This window comes from Type-F symbiont of Plautia stali (genome assembly GCF_059731105.1).
Map to the genome: position 1 here is coordinate 363,594 of NZ_AP035910.1, position 16,105 is coordinate 379,698.

General features: G+C 54.8%; 15 protein-coding genes and 2 pseudogenes. 9 read left to right on the plus strand and 8 right to left on the minus strand.

Annotated features, from left to right (window positions below):
* Positions 1–123: 123 nt before the first annotated feature.
* Complete coding sequence (locus tag AC6I7A_RS21180; RefSeq protein ID WP_009093107.1) at positions 124–834, minus strand: IclR family transcriptional regulator; 711 nt, start codon at positions 832–834, stop codon at positions 124–126.
* 172 nt (positions 835–1,006) lie between these two features.
* Here AC6I7A_RS21180 and AC6I7A_RS21185 point away from each other — a divergent pair, with 172 nt between their 5' ends.
* Both AC6I7A_RS21185 and AC6I7A_RS21190 read left to right on the plus strand, forming a co-directional pair.
* Positions 1,007–1,699 carry an RraA family protein gene (locus AC6I7A_RS21185; protein ID WP_046102875.1) on the plus strand — a complete coding sequence of 231 codons (693 nt, stop codon included), beginning with the start codon at positions 1,007–1,009 and terminating at the stop codon, positions 1,697–1,699.
* Entirely contained in the window at positions 1,699–2,649 is a 951-nt protein-coding gene (locus tag AC6I7A_RS21190; RefSeq protein WP_046102874.1) for a hydroxyacid dehydrogenase, read from the plus strand. Before AC6I7A_RS21185 ends, AC6I7A_RS21190 begins: the two co-directional genes overlap by 1 nt.
* 534 nt (positions 2,650–3,183) lie before the next feature.
* Here AC6I7A_RS21190 and AC6I7A_RS21195 read toward each other — a convergent pair.
* Complete coding sequence (locus tag AC6I7A_RS21195; RefSeq protein WP_058957281.1) at positions 3,184–4,524, minus strand: MFS transporter; 1,341 nt, start codon at positions 4,522–4,524, stop codon at positions 3,184–3,186.
* A 273-nt stretch (positions 4,525–4,797) separates the two neighbouring features.
* Between AC6I7A_RS21195 and AC6I7A_RS21200 the strand changes: the two are divergent.
* A pseudogene (locus AC6I7A_RS21200) lies at positions 4,798–5,046 on the plus strand (DUF2938 family protein); the annotation flags it as partial.
* A gap of 156 nt (positions 5,047–5,202) precedes the next feature.
* On the opposite strand, the gene AC6I7A_RS21205 reads toward AC6I7A_RS21200, so the two are convergent.
* Complete coding sequence (locus AC6I7A_RS21205; protein WP_058957220.1) at positions 5,203–5,829, minus strand: LysE family translocator; 627 nt, start codon at positions 5,827–5,829, stop codon at positions 5,203–5,205.
* Between the two features lie 432 nt (positions 5,830–6,261).
* Here AC6I7A_RS21205 and AC6I7A_RS21210 point away from each other — a divergent pair, with 432 nt between their 5' ends.
* On the plus strand, positions 6,262–6,741 hold the full coding sequence (locus AC6I7A_RS21210) for an Lrp/AsnC family transcriptional regulator (RefSeq protein WP_009092704.1): 480 nt from the start codon (positions 6,262–6,264) through the stop codon (positions 6,739–6,741).
* Here AC6I7A_RS21210 and AC6I7A_RS21215 read toward each other — a convergent pair whose 3' ends face one another.
* Complete coding sequence (locus tag AC6I7A_RS21215) at positions 6,742–7,194, minus strand: GNAT family N-acetyltransferase (RefSeq protein ID WP_058957221.1); 453 nt, start codon at positions 7,192–7,194, stop codon at positions 6,742–6,744.
* A 357-nt stretch (positions 7,195–7,551) separates the two neighbouring features.
* On the opposite strand from AC6I7A_RS21215, the gene AC6I7A_RS21220 reads away from it, so the two are divergent.
* Both AC6I7A_RS21220 and AC6I7A_RS21225 read left to right on the plus strand, forming a co-directional pair.
* A complete protein-coding gene (locus AC6I7A_RS21220) occupies positions 7,552–8,352 on the plus strand; it encodes an SDR family oxidoreductase (RefSeq protein ID WP_058957222.1) in 801 nt (266 codons plus the stop codon).
* Between the two features lie 171 nt (positions 8,353–8,523).
* The gene (locus AC6I7A_RS21225; protein WP_058957223.1) at positions 8,524–9,009 is read left to right on the plus strand and encodes a glutathione peroxidase; all 486 of its coding nucleotides are present in this window, start codon (positions 8,524–8,526) and stop codon (positions 9,007–9,009) included.
* A gap of 72 nt (positions 9,010–9,081) precedes the next feature.
* On the opposite strand, the gene AC6I7A_RS21230 is transcribed toward AC6I7A_RS21225, so the two are convergent.
* Positions 9,082–9,951: a LysR substrate-binding domain-containing protein gene (locus tag AC6I7A_RS21230; protein WP_471803811.1), complete on the minus strand. Its 870-nt coding sequence runs from the start codon at positions 9,949–9,951 to the stop codon at positions 9,082–9,084.
* Positions 9,952–10,111: 160 nt separating this feature from the next.
* Here AC6I7A_RS21230 and bla point away from each other — a divergent pair, with 160 nt between their 5' ends.
* The gene (gene bla / locus AC6I7A_RS21235) at positions 10,112–11,008 is read left to right on the plus strand and encodes a class A beta-lactamase (protein ID WP_498004900.1); all 897 of its coding nucleotides are present in this window, start codon (positions 10,112–10,114) and stop codon (positions 11,006–11,008) included.
* Positions 11,009–11,086: 78 nt separating this feature from the next.
* On the opposite strand, the gene AC6I7A_RS21240 is transcribed toward bla, so the two are convergent.
* Positions 11,087–11,815, minus strand: a complete 729-nt coding sequence (locus AC6I7A_RS21240; RefSeq protein WP_058957224.1) for an SDR family NAD(P)-dependent oxidoreductase — start codon at positions 11,813–11,815, stop codon at positions 11,087–11,089.
* Positions 11,816–11,913: 98 nt separating this feature from the next.
* On the opposite strand from AC6I7A_RS21240, the gene AC6I7A_RS21245 reads away from it, so the two are divergent.
* Positions 11,914–12,294 (plus strand): winged helix-turn-helix transcriptional regulator, encoded by a 381-nt coding sequence (locus AC6I7A_RS21245; protein ID WP_009092712.1) that lies wholly within the window; start codon positions 11,914–11,916, stop codon positions 12,292–12,294.
* 71 nt (positions 12,295–12,365) lie between these two features.
* On the opposite strand, the gene AC6I7A_RS21250 is transcribed toward AC6I7A_RS21245, so the two are convergent.
* Entirely contained in the window at positions 12,366–13,613 is a 1,248-nt protein-coding gene (locus AC6I7A_RS21250; protein WP_009092713.1) for a sensor domain-containing diguanylate cyclase, read from the minus strand.
* A 393-nt stretch (positions 13,614–14,006) separates the two neighbouring features.
* On the opposite strand from AC6I7A_RS21250, the pseudogene AC6I7A_RS21255 reads away from it, so the two are divergent.
* Positions 14,007–14,780, plus strand: a pseudogene (locus AC6I7A_RS21255) (COG4705 family protein).
* A 124-nt stretch (positions 14,781–14,904) separates the two neighbouring features.
* On the opposite strand, the gene AC6I7A_RS21260 reads toward AC6I7A_RS21255, so the two are convergent.
* On the minus strand, positions 14,905–15,975 hold the full coding sequence (locus tag AC6I7A_RS21260; RefSeq protein WP_058957225.1) for a LacI family DNA-binding transcriptional regulator: 1,071 nt from the start codon (positions 15,973–15,975) through the stop codon (positions 14,905–14,907).
* Positions 15,976–16,105 lie beyond the last annotated feature (130 nt).

Here is a 16,105-nt window from a genome sequence, read left to right on the forward strand (position 1 = left end):
ACATTCATTTACCCGCACCCGTGCGCGGGCCTGTCACCTTCGCACAGAACCCGGCGTCGCGGCAAATCTGCACGGGTGCCGGGCTTATCTCACCAGCGGTAACGTTACCGCTGGTGCGCTGCGCTAGATCTTATAAAAATCATCGCAGAAGGCTTTTCGCGCACCCGATTTCAGGGAAAGCCTGTGCGCCGCCTCTTTCATCAGTTTACCCAGACCGCCGTCGCGTTTCGCCTCTGTCAGGCGTGAAGCGGGTCCGGTCAGGGCCAGGGCCGCGAGCATATTGTCGCCCTCACCAAACACCGGAAGTGATAATGAGGCGATATGCGGATCGCGGATACCGGAGGTAAACAACGGAAGTTCCGGCTGAGTCTCAAACAGCGGTTCTCTGCGTCCCCAGCAGCGGAGCACCTTTCCGATGGCTGAATTGTCCAGCGGCAGAAACGTTCCGGGCAGACGCGTTTCCCGCAAGCCTTCTGACGGTTCCGCGCGGAACAGACAGAGTCGCTGATCCTTCTCGATGACATACCAGGTGGCGCTTTCACCCGTGGCCGTCGCCAGGGCATGAAGCTCAGGCTGGACGATAGTGGCAAGATGAAAGGATTGTTCATAGAGCTTGCCCAGATAGAGCAGTCTCGGTCCCAGGGTATAAACCCCGTTGTCGCGCCGGATGACGTAATTCATGCGTTCCAGTGAGTTCATCAGGCGATAAACCGTCGTTTTGTGATACCCGGAAAGCTGGGCCAGCGCGGTCAGCGTGAGTGACTCTTCGCCAGGCCTGAAACAATCCAGTAGCGCCAGCGCTTTTTCTACGGCAATTACGCCTTCATTCCCCATTAGCAGGTTCTCCTGTTTGCGACGGCAGGCAGTTTACCCTGTAATTTGTGATTCACATCGTATTTACATCACAAATGAATGCTTAACACTGGTGTGATCCAAATTAACATAGATATAGTAGTTTTATATTGTACAACAAAGTTGTACCTGGTAAAACGAAAGAGGATGATCTATGCCACATGCAGATAACACCTTCATCAATCGCGACATTACCCGTATCGCGCCAGAGCTCGTAAAACAGGCTGCTCAGTTTCAGGCCGCGATACTGGCAGATGTTGCCGGGCGACGCGGAACGCTGCACGGACGCGTAAAACCGCTTTCCCACACCATGAAAGTTGCCGGTCCCGCTATCACCGTTGAAGTCAGACCGGGTGACAACCTCGCTATCCACGCCGCACTGGCTATTGCCCAGCCGGGCGATGTGATTGTGGTTGATGGCAAAGGCGACATCAGCTGCGCATTAATCGGCGAAATTATGTCTACTCAGGCGCAGGCCTCTGGCATTGCCGGGATTATTATCGATGGCGCGGTTCGTGATGCCGATGCACTGAGCACCAATGGCTTCCCGGTATTTGCAGCGGGCCTGAATCCCTGTGGCCCGACCAAATCGGTGGCGGGACGGGTTAACTTCCCTGTTTCAGTAGCAGGCGCAGCGATTCAGCCTGGCGATCTGGTGATTGGCGACATCGATGGCGTGGTTGTGCTGCCTCGTGAAGCCGTTCCGGCTCTGATCGAACTGGCGCAGAAAAAACTGGATTTCGAAACCAGCCGCATCGCCGCCATTCGCGATGGCGATCTCCGCGCGCCCTGGTTAGAGAAAGCGCTGCTTACGGCTGGCATGCTGGTTGACGGGGAGGTGCTGTAATGACGACCTCTTCTCCTGTCATTCTGGTTACCGCCAGCGATCTGGCGCCGCAGGCAGTGAGCCTGCTCGACGATTTCACGATTGTGTATGCAGGCAAACAGCCGGGCGAAGAGACTCTGGTTCAGCTCTGCCAGCAGCACAACCCGGTGGGGATTATCGTACGCTATGGCAAGATTAACGCCCGCATCATGGACGCCGCCCCCGCTCTGCGCGTTATCTCCAAACACGGCAGTGGCATCGATGTCATCGATCAGAAAGCCGCCGCTGAGCGTCATATCAGTGTTCAGTCGGCCCCGGGTGCCAACGCGGCTGCCGTGTCAGAGCACGCCTGGGCGCTGATCCTGGCCTGCGCTAAATCGGTGATCCCCCTGGATCAACGCATGCGTCAGGGACACTGGGATAAATCGACCCACAAATCCGTGGAGCTGGAGGGCAGAACCCTCGGGCTGGTGGGTCTGGGGGCGATAGGGGGTCGCGTGGCCCGTATCGGCCGCGCTTTTGGCATGAACGTCCTGGCCTATGATCCCTATGCGCGCACTTTCCCGGATGAGTGTGTCTCCTCTTCGCTGGACGATCTGCTGCGGCAGTCAGATGTGATTTCATTGCACTGCCCGCTGACAGAACAGACACAAAAGATGATCAATGCTGAGTCGCTGGCGTTGTGTAAAAAAGGCGCCATTCTGGTTAATACGGCTCGCGGGGGGCTGATCGATGATGAAGCCCTGATCGCGGCACTGAATGATGGCACGATCGCCTCGGCGGCGCTGGACAGCTTTGCCACAGAACCGCTGACCGCCCCGCATATCTGGCAGAATGTCGACAACGTGATTCTGTCGCCACACATTGGTGGCGTCAGTGATAACTCCTACGTGAAGATGGGTACCGTGGCAGCCACAAACGTGCTGAACGTGCTGGCAGAACCGGTGAAAGACGAAAGTCCGGTTTCCTGATCGGCTTTTCCTGACCGGCTAAACAGGCGCCTGGGCCGTTTAGCCGGTTTTTTTATGCGTTCTCCCCTCTGCCCTTGCCGCATTACTGCCCTGGCCTCTGAAACTTTCCCTCTGCCCTCTCTGTGGCCTGACACGCCCCTGACAGACGCGATCAGCATTCAGATGCCACATCGCGGCATTCCAGCTTTAAACACCCGCAGATAGCGTCACCTGTCCCTGCAGGGCCAGACTCACTGTCAGCACCTCCCTTCTGGCTGAACCAGCGCTCCTTACACCACTCTTCCTCCAGCCGAGGGTGAGCCCCTGCATACGGCCCGCTTTCGTCAGATGGCATTCAGGGGGGATGACAACCTGCCACAGGCTTACAGGAGCGCCAGGCGTGGCTCAGTGAAAAGATGGGCGAGTTAACATGGCTGTTGAGTAAGCGAGGGGGTGTTGCACACAAAGAGATCGATCAGGAAAAAGAGGCGGCAGGAGGAGGAGTGAAGGGAGAAGCCCGGAGACGCGGCGAGCAGCGTCTCCGGGCTGACAACGTTATTTACTGACGGGTGAAGCGGTATTCTCAACTTCAATGTTTAATTTTTTGGTGCGTCCCATAACCAGCACGGCGATGCCGCCGACGCTGCAGAGCACAGCCAGTGGCAGCATTGCCAGGGTGTGACTGCCGGTGGCCTGATTGATGATGCCGTAAACGTTAACCATCAATCCTCCGCCAATCAGGTTAGCCATCGCCCCGATAGCAGCCAGACCCGCCGCAGCCGTCGTGGATGACATCCAGCCCGAAGCCAGCGCCCAGAAAGGCCCTTTCATTGAGTAAGCACCAATCAGCACCAGCGACAGAATCACGACGCTGCCGGTCAGCGTGTTGGTCAGGAATGCAGAGAGCAGACCGCCTGCGATTAAAAACAGCGTCAGCGCAGTGTGCCAGCGACGTTCGCCGCTGCGGTCAGAGCTTCTGCCCCAGACAATCATCAGAACAGAAGCCAGACCGTAAGGGATCGCATTCACTAAACCGGTAGTGAAGTTGTCCAGCCCGAAAGATTTCAGCAACTGCGGAGACCAGACACTCAGCGTTGAACCTGCCGCCGAGGCACCTGCATAAATCAGCGCCATTACCCAGATATGTTTATGGCGCAGCAGCTTCCACAGGGAGATGTGTCCAATCGCTTTTTTCTTCGCGTTTTCCGCTTCCAGCGTGTTATTCAGCCAGGCTTTCTGCTCCTGATTCAGCCAGCTGGCATCAGAGGGGCGGTTGCTCAGCATGAAGAAAGCGGCCACACCCAGCACCACGGCCGGAATGCCTTCCAGGATGAACAGCCAGTGCCAGCCGCGCATGCCCAGCCAGCCATCGAGTGACAGAATCAGACCTGAGATAGGCGAGCCGATAAAGTTCGCGGCAGGGATAGCCACCATGAAGGTCGCGATGACGCGTGCACGGTATTTGCCGGGGATCCAGTAGGTCAGATAAAGAATGACGCCCGGGAAGAATCCTGCCTCAGCGGCACCCAGTAAGAAGCGCAGAACATAGAGCGTATTGGCGCTTTCGACGAAGGCCGTACAGACCGAGATGATGCCCCAGGAGACCATGATGCGCGAGATCCAGATCTTTGCACCAATCTTCTGCATCGCAAGGTTGCTGGGGACTTCAAACAGGAAGTAACCAACGAAAAACAGGCTGCTCGCCAGGCCAAATACCGCTTTGGACAACCCCAGATCTTCGTTCATCTGCAACGAAGCCATGCCTATGTTGCCGCGGTCAATAATGGCAATCAGATAACAGACAATCAGAAATGGCAAAATGCGCCAGACCACCTTTTTTACGGTCTGCTGCTCGATATCGGCAGAGAAAGTCGTGATGTGCTGTTTTTCAGACATGATGATCCTCACATTTTTGTCATCGTTTTGCGCGTGATACGCAAAACGCATTGTTGTACCCTGTAAAACATTAATGTACTCAGTAAAACCATTATCACGATAAAAAAGCGTCTCCGCCGGAAGATGTAATCAGGTTGTGTTATTTGTCACAAAAAAGTATTCAGCACATCTGGTTTATGTGACGGGCATGTCGTTACCAGGATAAAGAGTGGACAGATTTTTTGCGGGGATAATGCGAGGGGAGAGAGTAATGAGAACAAAGGCCGACATCCAGGAATACTTTTTGCTTTTATACCGCTTGTTCTGGATGGATCGGCCTGGTTTCATGATCCCTCATTCAGGACGGCTCTGCTGACTGGTCTGCTAACGCTATCCGCTCCCTTTATCGTGCTTCAGCCCGCGCTGGGTTTTGGCTTCGCGGCGTCGCGAACGCCCCGTCCCTGGCGAGCCCGACTGCTTAGCCTTCTTACGCATATAGCGTATGGATGCGGACTCTCAATCACAACCTTGCTGACTTATTAGCGTTGGATGGAGGCTCTGCCTGAAACGCGCTGCATTTGATGCCACTGCATTCTCCTGAGCGAAAACGGCGTGTGGCTCTTTAAGATTGCGGAAGAACAGAGCGCCCATTCATTCAACGATTCTCAGGGGAGCGGGTTGCGGATATATAACCGGAAGTTAAAGATTCTTTATTACCATTCCAGACGCAGCCAGAATCATAATGGATGCGGCCAGACGAAAAAGGCGTCTTTGCGCTCTTTCACTGGTGAGCAGATGGCGTATTCTGAGCGCGGCAAGAATAAAAACTGCGCCAACGCTTAAAAGGACCAATACGGTCACTGGCACCAGCATTCCTCCCCACATTTTTAATGACACATTATCCAGAGAAATGACAAGAGGCAGTATCGCCAGATAGAAAGCGATAGTTTTGGGATTCCCAAGCGTTATGGTCAGCCCTGAAAACCAGGCTGTTGCCAGTTCTTTGTTTGTCGTTTTCTGTGCAATATTTATCGCCTCCGGCTGACTGCACCAGAACTGCCATGCCAGCAGACATAAATAGAGTGAAGCAGCATAGTTAATCAGGGTGAAGATAGTGTCATTAGTCTGCCCAATCACCCCCAGACCAAATATCGCCAGTGTTAAATAGATCAAATCCCCCAGAATAAGTCCTGCCAGCATAGCAAAAGCGGAAACAGCACCCCCACAGACACTACGTGCAACCAACGCCGTCATTCCGGGGCCGGGGATGGCAGCAGCCAGACCGAGAGCTGCAACATAAGAAATTACCTGAGCGATTCCAGACATCGTCATTCCTGTTTAAATAGAAGAGAGAGGGACGGCGAAAAGCGCCGCTAATTCATGGAGCAATAATCTTTAATGTTTTGGACACCACCAGAACGCTTCAGAGAAAATTAACGGAGCCAGGGAAATTAAAACTCTGACACCCGCGTTTAAATTGCATAACGTAAAGCAGACGCTTATGCAGGTCATAATGAGAAGAGTCAGGTTTAAAACCCTCTTTTTTTGCCTTGAGCCAGAAAATAAATTCAGGTGATTGAGAAAGAGAAGAGTATGCATGACCTCTGAACAGGATCGTATCCTGCCTTATCTCTCCTGAACGGTGAATCAATTATGCCGTAAACAAAGAGGAAAGAGTCACCTATCTCATTTACCCGGCGCAGGTTTTCAGGTAGAAATAACCACTTATTGATTACATTAAGAAAGGAATTTCCCTAAATGGCACTCAGCCCGACAGATGTGAAGATTCTGGAAGTTCTGCAGAACGATGCGCGCGTCACCAATCAGGAACTGGCGGAGAAGATCAACGTTTCAGCTTCTCCCTGCTGGCGCAAAGTGCGCAGGCTTGAAGAAGATGAAGTGATAAAGGGTTACCGCGCTGTTCTGGATCGCAAAAAGATTGGTCTGGGCGTGATGGTTTTCATTCGGGTAGTCATTGACAGCCACAGTGAAGCGCAGGCCAGAAAGTTTGAAGAGGAAGTCACGGCGCTTGAGGACGTTGTTGCCTGTTATAGCATCGGTGGGGATGCCGACTTCCTTCTGCAGGTTGTCGCATCGGATCTGGATTCCTATGCCGATTTTGCCATGTCAGTGGTGCGCAGATTGCCGGGAATCAAAGAGATGCAGAGTATGTTTGTCCTTAAAGAGATCAAACCACTCGTGACTTATCCTGTAAATAAAGCGTCTGTGCAAGGATGACTACGATAGCACCTTAGCAAAGCACACCGCCTCTTCCCGGTTTATGTACGGCCCATAATTTGCGATGCGGTTGTATCCGCTGTTCTGATAAAAACGGACAGCCTTATGGTTCACAGCACGGGTTTCGAGCCAGATTTCCGTATATCCCCTTCCCAGCGCCGACTCTTCGAGGAAGGTCAGTAATGCCCTGCCGATCCCGGCGTCACTGCGGTCTGAATACATTCTCTTCAGTTCGGCAACCGTCTCTGTAAGCGGTCGGATAGCGCCGCAGCCGACAGCCACACCCTGATGATTTCTGGCCACCACCCAGAGCGCCCTCTCCTCATCCATAGCAGCCATTGCAAAGTGTCGCCTGCCATCATCGCCGGTTATCGCCGCGAGCTCGGCTGAAAGCGCATTTATCAGCCGTTGCGACTCCGGGGCGCAGGGATCGGCTTTTTCTACCCTAATCATGCCAGCCTCCGTTTTTCTTTTAACCGTCAGAATAAAACGAAATCCGGTCAGCGACATCCCCCCTAGCACTCATGCACCGGATAAATAAGAGTGGACAAGTCTCACAATGCCCGGATGAGGGCTCGTCACGCATTCACGGCTAAGCCTCTACTTCGCATCTATAATTCAGTGATTCATCACCCTGCGCCCTTTTTGATCGTGGCAGCGAGAGGTCGCGGTTCCGCCTCATGCAGAGTCTGGTGGCAAAAAAACAGCTGAGTGCCCCAGCCTCTTACGGCGCAGCTCCCGCTGAGTGACGCACAGAACAGAACGGCCGGTCACAACATAAATTGACTCTTTACTGAATAAGGAAGCCTCATGAATCTATCTCTCAAAAATCAGGTTGCGCTGGTGACCGGTGCCAGTTCAGGCCTCGGCTATGCCTGTGCAGAAGCCCTCGCAAAGGAAGAGGCCGCTGTGGTCATTAACTATCACAGTCAGGCCGAGCCTGCCGAAGAGCTGGCAGAAAAAATTCGGGCCGGTGGCGGTCGTGCCATCGCGGTGAAAGGCGACGTGTCGAAAGAGGCGGATGTCGACAATCTCTTTGCGCAGACCCTTGCTGAGTTTGGCAGACTGGACATTCTGGTGGCTAACTCAGGCCTGCAGAAAGATGCCCCCTCAATCGATATGACACTGGAGGAGTGGAATACCGTTCTGGATGTAAACCTGACCGGGCAGTTTTTGTGCGCGCGGGCTGCGCTGCGCCAGTTCCGCGATCAGGGACACAGTCCGGAGATCAGCAGAGCGGCAGGGAAGATTATTCATATGAGTTCGGTTCATCAGCTCATTCCCTGGGCCGGACACGTTAACTATGCCGCCTCCAAAGGCGGCGTAGACCTGCTGATGAAGACGCTGGCGCAGGAGGTGGGTGAGGCGCGTATCCGCGTTAACTCGGTTGCGCCTGGCGCTATCGCGACCGCCATTAATGAGGAGACCACCCAGGGTGAGGCGGGCAAAGCATTGTTAAAACTGATCCCCTATGGCCGCATCGGTGCGGCTGAAGATGTGGCGAATGCGGTAGTCTGGCTTGCCAGCGATCTTTCCGATTACGTTCATGGCACGACGCTCTTTATAGATGGTGGCATGAGTCTTTATCCCGGATTCCGCGACAACGGCTGATTCCTCTGCCTCGCGCAGAGGATCAGGGCGGCAGGTCTTATCCGCCCCGGCGCCCGAAGCAGTGCATTCTCCGGGCGTTTGTCTCTGCGGTGGCTGCCGCTCAGCAGATGATCCGCCCGCCGCGCCATGCGACAATCGCGCCTTACACGGTTTTGTTCTGAGGTTTCCGACATGACGTCCTTTTATCAATTCACGGCCCCGCTTCTGAACGGTCAGACGGCCTCCATGGCAGACTACGCAGGCAGGACGGTACTGGTAGTCAACACCGCCAGCCGCTGTGGGTTCACACCGCAGTATGCTGGCCTGGAAACCCTTTATCGCAGATATGCCGATCAGGGACTGGTGATACTGGGTTTCCCCTGCAATCAGTTCGGCAGGCAGGAGCCCGGCAGTGCTGACGATATCGCACAGACCTGCCACATCAATTACGGCGTAAGTTTCCCGATGTTCGGCAAAGTGGAGGTCAACGGGGCCGCGGCACACCCGCTGTTTCGTTATCTGAAAGAGGCGTTACCCGGCATTCCGGGTGGCCGAATCAAGTGGAACTTCACGAAATTCCTGATTGGACACGACGGCACACCGCTAAAGCGATTTGCCCCCATCACCGCCCCGGAGAAGATGGAGTCGGCGATTGTCGCTGCGCTGCCAGCGCGATGAGCGCGCCTGCTGAAGATCAACGCCCGCCGACAGGCTTCTGCCCTGTTCTGAAGCGCAGCGATATCAGGCGCGCTACTGTCTGATAATGGTCTGAATAATCCACTCACGGAATATTTGCATCGACGGCGTTATTTTCCGGGCTCTTTGCCAGGTCAGCCAGTATCCGTCATTGCCGGAATAAATATCAAAAGGCCTGACGAGCAGTCCGCGCTTTATTTCGGGTTCAAACATAATTTCCGGTGCCAGCGCAACGCCCCCGGTAATCAATACGGCATCAATGATCAGACGCGATGAATCCAGAACAGGCCCGTTAATTCTGAAGGGGGGAATACCCGCCGCAGCAAACCAGTTTTCCCACTCTTCATGACGATAAGAGCGCAATAAATTTTCGCCCGTAATATCCTCAGGCCGGTTAAGTTTTTTCGCCGTATCTGGCCGGCATAATAGCGTCAGCGGAGCGTCAAACAGCAGTTGATTATGTGATGCCGACCAGTTGCCAGAACCATATCTTATAGCAAAATCGACACCTTCTCCGGCGATGCTCACCACATTGTTATTGGTCTGAATACTCAGTTCGATAGCGGGATGGCGTTGCCGGAAATCGTCAATTTTCGGCAGAAGCCAGCCCAGCGCAAAGGTGCCGACACAGGAGAGCGTGAGCGCCTCCCTGACTTCTCCCCCTTCAAACTGACGATAGGCTTTCTCAATCCGATGAAAGGCATCAGAAATCTCAGAAAACAGCAGTCGCGCCTCATCGGTCATTTCAAGACCACGCGAAAGCCTTCTGAATAATGTGGTTTCTAACCGCTCTTCAAGCAATCTGACCTGCTGGCTGACCGCCGCCTGCGAAACGAACAGTTCCATGCCTGCCCGGGTAAAGTTGAGATGGCGGGCAGAGGCTTCAAATGCGCGCAAAGCGTTAAGCGGAATATCCCCTTTCACTATAGCCCCCAGAAAAAGTTATGACTGGCATCAATTTATACCGTTTTGACTCGCCGGAAAACTGATTTATTTTGGAGCCCGTAATTAAGGGAAACGATATTCAGTCACGGCCTTGTGACAATTCAGATTTAATTAATTTTTGTATAGGGAACGTTTAATAATGAATAAATTTAAAAACTGCCTGGCCGGAATAGTGTTATTCGCCGCAGCGGGATGTTCAGCGTCAGCACATGCGGCTTTCGATCAGCAATCCCTGAACAATCAGTTTGAGAAACTTGAACGTCAATCCGGAGGCCGGCTCGGCCTGGCCGTCATTGATACGTCTGATAGTGTGCAATATTCCTGGCGCGGCAACGAAAGATTTCCACTGTGCAGTACCAGTAAGGTGATGGCCGTTGCTGCGATATTAAAAAAGAGCGAAGGGTTAAAAAAAAATAAAAATGCTGATACTTTACTTAATAAGAAAATTCATATAAGTCAGCACGATATGGTGAATTACAATCCTGTCACCATGAAGCATATCGGTTCGGCAATGAGCCTCGCGGAGCTGAGCGCGGCGGCCCTGCAATACAGCGATAACGCGGCGATGAACAAGCTGCTGGCGTATCTGGGCGGCCCGCAGCATGCCACGCAGTTTGCGCGAACCCTTGGTGATACGACGTTCCGGCTGGACAGAAACGAGCCAGGCCTCAACACCGCGATTCCGGGTGATCCTCGCGATACCACTACCCCTTCAGCGATGGCAGCGAGTCTTAACAAACTTGTTTTAGGTTCTGCGCTTAAAGACGATCAGAAAGCCACACTGACAGCCTGGATGAAGGGCAATACCACGGGGGCAGCCAGTATTAAAGCGGGCCTTCCGGCAGACTGGATAGTGGCCGATAAAACCGGCAGTGGCGACTACGGCACCACCAATGACATCGCCGTTATCTGGCCGAAAAATTACGCCCCCCTCGTCCTGACCACCTACTTTACGCAGCACGATAAAAGCGCCGCCGCGCGTAAAGATGTGCTCGCCAGCGCAGCCAGAGTGATTGCGGACGCTGTCCAGCAATAAAAACGGACAGGTTCAGACCTGTCCTGTGAGCGAAACCGGCCCCCGGCAGGCCGGTTTACCGGTTTCAGCACAGGGCCGTCAGGCCGTCATGCCACCATCAATCACCAGTTCGCTGCCGCAGATGTAACGGCTTTCGTCCGAGACCAGGAACAGGGCCGCCGCAGCCACTTCATCCGGATCGCCCAGCCGCCCTGCCGGTATTCGCGCGCTCAGTGCCTGCCTTACCTCATCGCTGGCCTGGTCAAACATCGGCGTATCCGTAGGGCCCGGACTGAGTGTGTTGACCCTGATACCGCGCGGTGCCAGTTCGCTGTTCCAGGTACGGGCATAAGCGCGAACAGCGGCCTTACTGGCAGAATAGGTTCCATAACCCGGATTGGCGATTCCCCCCGCGATGGAACCGATCAGCAGAATGGCCCCTCCCTCCTCCATGAGCCTGACAGCATGCTGTACCGTCAGCACCATGGCACGAACGTTCAGACCAAAAATAAGGTCAATATGCTCTGCTGAGGTCTCATCCAGGTTTGCCGGTACAGCCACACCTGAAGCATTAACCAGGATATCGAGGCGACCGGCTCTGGCCTGAATCGTCCCGAACAAACGTACGAGATCGCTGGCATCCGTCAGGTCACCCGCTATCGCTTCAGCCTGACCGCCGGTTAGCGTAACCGCCTCTGCCAGCTGAGCTTCGCGTCGGGCGGTAATAAAAACCCGTGCGCCTTCCTGTACAAAACGGCGAGTGATGGCAAGACCAATACCGCTGCTGCCACCGGTCACCAGAACCACTTTTCCACTCAGTTTCATCATTGCCACTCCGTAAAGAGGTTGAACGATGGATGATACATTTCGTATATTTAGTGTCAATTACGCACCTGATGTACACCAGATATCCTTGAGGAAACCGTATGGCCACCGATATCACCGCTCTGCTGGCAGAGATCAACAGTACCCGCCCGATCCTGGAACAGGTTGCCAATAAATGGTCGGTGTTAATCCTGACCGTGTTGTGCTCACAGCCGTCGCGATTTAATGCCATTAAGCGCAGGCTCGATCCCATTACTCACAAATCACTGACTGAGGCATTACGCCGTCTGGAGCGAAACGGACTGATAAGCCGGCACGTGATCGCCTCCTCACCTGTCGCGGTGGAGTATGCGATCACGCCTCTGGGCAGAACCTTGCAGGACCCGTTTGTCGCGCTGGTCAACTGGGCGAAGCAACATGGCGAAACCATGCAGCAGGCTCAGGAGGGGTATGATGAGCGTGAGCCGGGACAGCAGACGTGATCTTCAAGTGCGGGAGACAGGAGTGAGATGGCGCTAAGCGCAGCGGCTGACAGAATTCGTACAGCCAGTGATCACAGGGCTGCCTGCTCAAAAAACTGATAGGAGCCATCGCGGCGGGCTTTAGCCTGATACATCGCTTTGTCGGCGCGCTCGAACAGCATTTTCGCCGTTGCCGTTCCGAAGCGGGCCAGGCTGATGCCAATCGCTGCACCGATGCGCACGTCCATGTTATCGATGACGAAGGGGGCCTCCAGGCTGTCAATAATGCGCAGGGCGATGGCCGATGCCACCCCGCGATGACTGCACTTTGCGGCCACAATAAACTCATCGCCACCCATCCGGGCCACCGAGTCGCCCGGGCGCATGCAGCGCTGCAGCCGTTCACCGACCTGCTGCAGTAAGGCATCCCCTGTCGCATGGCCCATAAGATCATTCACTGCCTTGAATCCATTGAGATCGATAAACATCACGGTGGTGAAAGCCGGGTCCTCTGTCTCCGCCAGCATTCGGCCAATCTGCTCGTTAATCCAGGCGCGATTAGGCAGCCCGGTCAGCGGGTCGCGGGTCGCCAGCTCTTCGAGATTGCGCATCCTTTCCTTGTCACGCGTGATGTCACGCGAAACCAGCACGGCACCGATATTTTTGCCTGAAGAGGGATTGCTGACACCACAGGCTTTGGTGCCCAGCGTGAGGTAGTGGCCGTCACGATGCCGTTTACGTACTTCAACCACATCCGGCAGCATTCCGCCGCTGAAGATATGTGCCAGCGCTGCCGAGGCAGATTCGCGATCGTCAGGATGCAGGAAATCGACCACCAACTGACCAACCACCTCTTCAGGTCTCCAGCCTATCATTTCGCTGTAGGAGGGCGAGATCGAGACGTATCTGCCATTCGCATCGCAATGGGCAATCAGATCGGTACTGTTCTCGATCAGCAGGCGATATTCCGCCGCCGTGCGCACCGCATCCTCCAGCGCTTTACGCTGTGCAGTCACATCCAGGATGAAGCCGTTGTACTTCTGGTGGGAGGTGCCAGGCAGACTGTCCGGCAGGCCGGAAACCACGACGCGGCGTGTTTCGCCGTCCAGACAGTGGATAGGCACTTCAAAGTAGAAAGGGGTCAGATATTCCAGCGCCGCGGTCAGCTGCAGCGCGATCTTTGCATCATCGTCAGCCTGCGCCAGTTCCAGCCAGGAACTCAGCGTCACCCCCTTCAGGGCAGGCATCAGGCCAGCCGGTGTTTCCTGACTGGCAACGCAGATACCCTGCGCGTCTGTAGACCAGACGGCAGTGAAAGAGGGTTTAATCATTAAGTTCATGGCGGCCGACTCCGATGTTGCTGACGATACTAAACAAGCTCAATACTCGTCGCTACAGACCTGATTATAACCGTAAATGTCCGTCTGACGCGGCAGGAGGCGACAGTCACTGGGTGAGCCTGAGGCGAAACCGGCCATCGCGCATGGCGGGCGCCCGGACCTGGCTGGCCGTTGTTTCTGAGGCCGGGATCCTTACAGGGATGTGCGCAGAACGTTTATGACAGGGTGCAGTCTCTGAGGTATCAGCTCCTGTTTATCGGCTCATCAGGCCGGAATCTTTAGCCCTGTCGCGTTAACTGCCCCACTTTCCGGCGCTTCATCTTTCCTTAAGAATACTCTTATAACATCCCTGCTCTGTTAGCTCATATTGGGCTTTTTCCGGAGCGTGACCCTATGCAAAATAACAACACAGCATCGCTTTCTCTGAGTAAAGTGCCTGCCGTAACCGCGGCATTCTAGTTAACCAAAATCGCGGCGACAACCCTGGGTGAAACCGGCGGCGATGCGGTAACCATGTCAATGAATCTGGGATATCTGACCGGAACGCTGATTTTTGCCATTATCTTTCTGGTCGCGGTGGTGGTGCAGATTAACCGTCCCGGTTTCAATAAATGGATTTACTGGTTCACCGTGGTGGCAACCACCACGGTGGGCACCACGCTGGCAGATTTTGCCGACCGCTCCCTGAATATTGGCTATCCGGGGGGCACTCTGCTGCTGATCACGCTGCTGACCCTCTCTCTGTTTCTCTGGAAAATAACCTGCGGCACGGTGGCGGTCAGTTCGGTGAACAATGGCGTCACTGAGACCTTCTACTGGGTGACCATCATGTTTTCCCAGACGCTGGGCACGGCATTAGGTGACTGGGCGGCAGACAGTGAAGGACTGGGTTACGATGGCGGTATTCTGCTGTTTGCGGGTGCGCTGGCGCTTATCTGGGCGGCGAGTTGCTTTACCTCGCTTTCGCGCACTGCGCTATTCTGGGCGGCCTTTATCCTCACACGGCCTCTGGGTGCAGTGGTGGGCGATTTTCTGGATAAACCGCTTGCATCGGGCGGGCTCGCGCTGAGTCGCTACGGTGCCTCACTGACGCTGGGCCTGATCATCATCGCGCTGCTGGTGCTGCTGCCCCAGCGCCCGGCCGCGAAAACCGCCACCGCGCATTAACCGCGCGACCGGGAAAACGGGCACACGCCTGCTTCAGTCCCTGGCAGAGCCGCCTGCACCGGCGGCTTTTCAGGATTTGCCGTTAACAGGTGTACCTGCTCTGGCCACAGAATATGCCGGCTGGCTACTCAAGCCGGCTGGCGATGAGGCGCAGTTGTTCTGCTATCTGCTTTAAATCCCGCTGCTGCTGTCCGGCCATACCGGTTGAACTGCGCACCACCAGTTTAGCCGGCAGAATCGAGGAAGAACGCTGCTCATCCTGTTCGCTGGCCAGCAACAGCCTTGCAACCGCCTCTTTGCCCTGCAAATCGAGGTCCAGCGACACCGTAGTCAGCGCCGGATGAAAAAACGCACTTTCATAGGTGTCGTCATAACCAATCACAGAGATCTGGCCCGGCACCGCCACGCCGCGCTGATGCAGCGCGCTCAGCACACCCAGCGCCATCTGATCGTTGCCCACCAGCAGTGCGCTGAATCCGGGCGCTTCCCGCAGCAGCTGCAGTACACCGTTGTAACCACTCTGTGCGTCCCAGTTACCGTGGCTGATGCTGACGGGCTTCAGACGGTAACTCTCCAGCGTATCCAGCCAGCTTTTCAGACGCAGATTTGCTGAAACCGACTGCTCGGGTCCGGCCAGCAGGGCGAACTCGCGATGGCCCTGCTCATAGAGATATTTAACGCTGGCACGGGTGCCGTCAGCCGGGTTAAACGAAACGTTAAACACCGCGCTGTAAGGATCGACATCCAGAAACAGACAGAGGATATCGTCATTCTCCTGCACGATTTGCTCAGCATCGCGGCTCTCCAGCGGGACGTTGATGATCACCTTGTCCACCCGCTGAGACTTCAGCTCATTGATGCAATCCTGGAGGCTTTGATTGACGTTCTCATCAATCATGGCGATCAGCACCTGGTAGTCAGCAGCATTAGCATAACGTTTAACCGCAGCGGCCACCTGCGAGGGGGCATGCAACGCCAGCGAGGTGGTCACCAGACCCAGCGTAGTGCTCTGCTTACCTACCAGTTGCTGTGCCAGCCTGTTAGGTACATAGCGCAGGGTTTCAATAGCGTGTTCCACCTTGCGCCGCGTTGATTCCGAAACGTTTGCCGACTTATTCAAAACCCGCGAAACCGTCTGATACGAGACGCCAGCGTGGCGGGCGACATCCTCTAAGGTGGCATTTTTTGATTTCATAATTCGCATCCCTGATGACCAATGGCGGAATGGTATCACAGCCGTGGTGTCAGCCAGCCCACCGCTGTCACATTGCATGAATAAAAAGTAAAAGTAATACCTTCACATATTGAGATTTGGTGATCTGATT

Coding starts and splice junctions, on each gene's coding strand:
- AC6I7A_RS21180 (WP_009093107.1), bottom strand. CDS start 834: ATGGGGAATGAAGGCGTAATTGCCGTAGAAAAAGCGCTGGCGCTACTG.
- AC6I7A_RS21185 (WP_046102875.1), top strand. CDS start 1,007: ATGCCACATGCAGATAACACCTTCATCAATCGCGACATTACCCGTATC.
- AC6I7A_RS21190 (WP_046102874.1), top strand. CDS start 1,699: ATGACGACCTCTTCTCCTGTCATTCTGGTTACCGCCAGCGATCTGGCG.
- AC6I7A_RS21195 (WP_058957281.1), bottom strand. CDS start 4,524: ATGTCTGAAAAACAGCACATCACGACTTTCTCTGCCGATATCGAGCAG.
- AC6I7A_RS21205 (WP_058957220.1), bottom strand. CDS start 5,829: ATGTCTGGAATCGCTCAGGTAATTTCTTATGTTGCAGCTCTCGGTCTG.
- AC6I7A_RS21210 (WP_009092704.1), top strand. CDS start 6,262: ATGGCACTCAGCCCGACAGATGTGAAGATTCTGGAAGTTCTGCAGAAC.
- AC6I7A_RS21215 (WP_058957221.1), bottom strand. CDS start 7,194: ATGATTAGGGTAGAAAAAGCCGATCCCTGCGCCCCGGAGTCGCAACGG.
- AC6I7A_RS21220 (WP_058957222.1), top strand. CDS start 7,552: ATGAATCTATCTCTCAAAAATCAGGTTGCGCTGGTGACCGGTGCCAGT.
- AC6I7A_RS21225 (WP_058957223.1), top strand. CDS start 8,524: ATGACGTCCTTTTATCAATTCACGGCCCCGCTTCTGAACGGTCAGACG.
- bla (WP_498004900.1), top strand. CDS start 10,112: ATGAATAAATTTAAAAACTGCCTGGCCGGAATAGTGTTATTCGCCGCA.
- AC6I7A_RS21240 (WP_058957224.1), bottom strand. CDS start 11,815: ATGATGAAACTGAGTGGAAAAGTGGTTCTGGTGACCGGTGGCAGCAGC.
- AC6I7A_RS21245 (WP_009092712.1), top strand. CDS start 11,914: ATGGCCACCGATATCACCGCTCTGCTGGCAGAGATCAACAGTACCCGC.
- AC6I7A_RS21250 (WP_009092713.1), bottom strand. CDS start 13,613: ATGAACTTAATGATTAAACCCTCTTTCACTGCCGTCTGGTCTACAGAC.
- AC6I7A_RS21260 (WP_058957225.1), bottom strand. CDS start 15,975: ATGAAATCAAAAAATGCCACCTTAGAGGATGTCGCCCGCCACGCTGGC.